This is a genomic window from Streptomyces sp. KR55 (assembly GCF_052245645.1).
GTDB lineage: Bacteria > Actinomycetota > Actinomycetes > Streptomycetales > Streptomycetaceae > Streptomyces > Streptomyces flavusporus.
This window is the reverse complement of the sequence record NZ_JBQQCE010000827.1, coordinates 1-2,148: the sequence shown is the minus strand read 5'-3', so window position 1 is coordinate 2,148 and position 2,148 is coordinate 1. Positions and strand designations below refer to the sequence as shown.

Sequence of the window (2,148 nt, the reverse complement as noted above, 5' to 3'; positions counted from 1 at the left end):
CTGCTCCTCCGGCACCTACATCCGCGCCCTCGCCCGCGACCTGGGCGCCGACCTCGGAGTCGGCGGTCACCTCAACGCGTTGCGCCGGACGCGCGTCGGACCGTACAAGCTCGACTCGGCCCGTACTCTCGACCAGCTCCCGGAGGCGCTGACCGTCATGCCGATCGCCGAGGCCGCCGCGGCCGCGTTCCCGCGCTGGGACGTGGACGCCAGGCGGGCCCGGCTGCTCACCAACGGTGTCCGGCTCGACATGCCCGACGTGTACGCGGGCAGTGGCCCGGTGGCCGTCTTCGACCCCGAGGGCCGCTTCCTCGCGCTCGTGGAGGAGCAGCGGGGCAAGGCGAAGAGCCTCGCCGTCTTCGGCTGACGGATCGTCGGGACTGCCCGTGGAGCGGCGGTCACGGGGTCGTGCACTCCCGCCGCTCCACGGTCCCCCTCGGTTCCCCCATCCCTAGGGTGTATCCAACGACCCCTTCCCGTTCACCCGTCCGGGCAGGCGCTCGGAGTGAACCGGGGGAGTGCAGGGGGGCGCGTTGGGCCCGCGATCTGTCCGTCTGATCATCCCGCCCCTACCGTCGAATGCAGGGCACGTGTACGACGGGGAGGTTCGACCATGGCGGTACGGGGCCGGCGGACCGCACCGCAGGTCGGCTCGCGTGAGCGTGAGAACGCCGGGCGCGCGCCGCACCACGACGCTCTTGTACGCATCCACGACCTGGCCGGACGCCCGCGCGGCACGGGTGTCGTCGCCGACCACGACGGCACGGTCCTCACCAGCCATGAAACCGTCGACGGGCTGACCCGCCTCGTTCTCCACGACGCCGGGGGCCGTAGCTGTGTCGTCACCGCCGACGCCGTGACCCCGCTGCCCGAGCTCGACCTGGCTCTCGTACAGACCGAGGGCCTCGGCGCGAACCCGCTCCCCGTCACCGTGCGGGACCGCATCGAGAGCGGCAGGTATGTGCGGATCGCCGCCGGCGGCTGGCGCGAGGCCCGTGTGCTGGGCGCGACCAGCGTGACGTACACGGCGACGGACCGCTTCCATCTCCTCGACGACGTACTGGAGTTGGCGATCGGCACAGCCGGCCGGGACGCACTGCGGCTGGGCGGCGGCGCGGCAGGGGGACCGGTCGTCGACATCACGACCGGCGCCGTGGTCGCGGTCCTCGGCACCGCCCTGCAGGCCGGTCACCGCGACACCGGCTTCGCCGTCCCGCTGCGCCGCACCGAGAGCGGCCCACTCGCCGACCTGCTCGCCCGCAACGCCGCGACGGTGCCCGCGTACGGCGCCGACCTCAACCTTGCGGGAGTACTGGAGCTGACGGCTACGTCGGTGGGGCAGGACGGGGCGGGCGGAGGGCTTGCGGGCCGCCTCGGCGGGGTGGACGGTGGGGCGTTTGTGGGCGACCTCGGGCGGATGGATGGCGGGGCGAATGAGGACCGCCTTGGCAGGGTGGACGGTGGGGCGTTTGCGAGCGACCTCGGCTGGGCGGGCGCCGGGGCTGCCTTCGGCGCGGTTCAGCCGGTCGAACGGGTCGCGACGGTACGGGAGTTCGACGCGTTCACCGCGGGCCCGGCCGTCGTCCTCGGGCTCGTCGGGCCGCCGGGCAGCGGTCGTACGACGGAACTCGCGGCCCTCGCCGCCCGCCGCAGCCGGGGGGCGGAACCGGCGCCCACGCTGTGGCTGCGCGGCTCCGACCTGAGGGACGACGACGCCTCGGTGGCGGACGCGGCCCGCCGGGCGCTGACCCGGGCGGCCCGCATCGTGGCGGCGTCCGGCGCCGCCCTGCCCACCGACCTGCGGCATGCCGATCCCGACGGCTTCTCGGTGGATGGCGATGACGCCGATTCCGGGGGCCTGTGCGGTGATCCTGACGCCCCCGACCCCGCCGGCCTGGGCGACATCCGGCCCGAACGGGTCGCCGCCCTGGCCCGTGCCGCAGGCCGGCCCCTGTTGTTGTTGCTCGACGGTCCCGAGGAGATGCCGCCGGTTCTGGCTCACCGGCTGCCCGAGTGGACGGACGGGACGGCGAGGTGGCTGCGGGAGACGGGGGCGCGACTGGTGGTCGCGTGCCGGGCGGAGTACTGGGAGCGGGCGGGGGCGGAGTTCCCGCGGGAGTTCCTTCATGCGGGCGGGCAGTACGACGA

At 74.6% G+C, this 2,148-nt stretch carries 1 protein-coding gene and 1 pseudogene; both read left to right on the top strand.

Going from position 1 to position 2,148, the window contains the following annotated elements; all coding sequences use genetic code 11:
- Positions 1-367: pseudogene (locus ACTWQJ_RS50605) on the top strand (tRNA pseudouridine(55) synthase TruB); the annotation flags it as partial.
- A gap of 246 nt (positions 368-613) precedes the next feature.
- A partial coding sequence (locus tag ACTWQJ_RS50600; protein ID WP_443313075.1) for a trypsin-like peptidase domain-containing protein occupies positions 614-2,148 on the top strand: 1,535 nt, incomplete at its 3' end.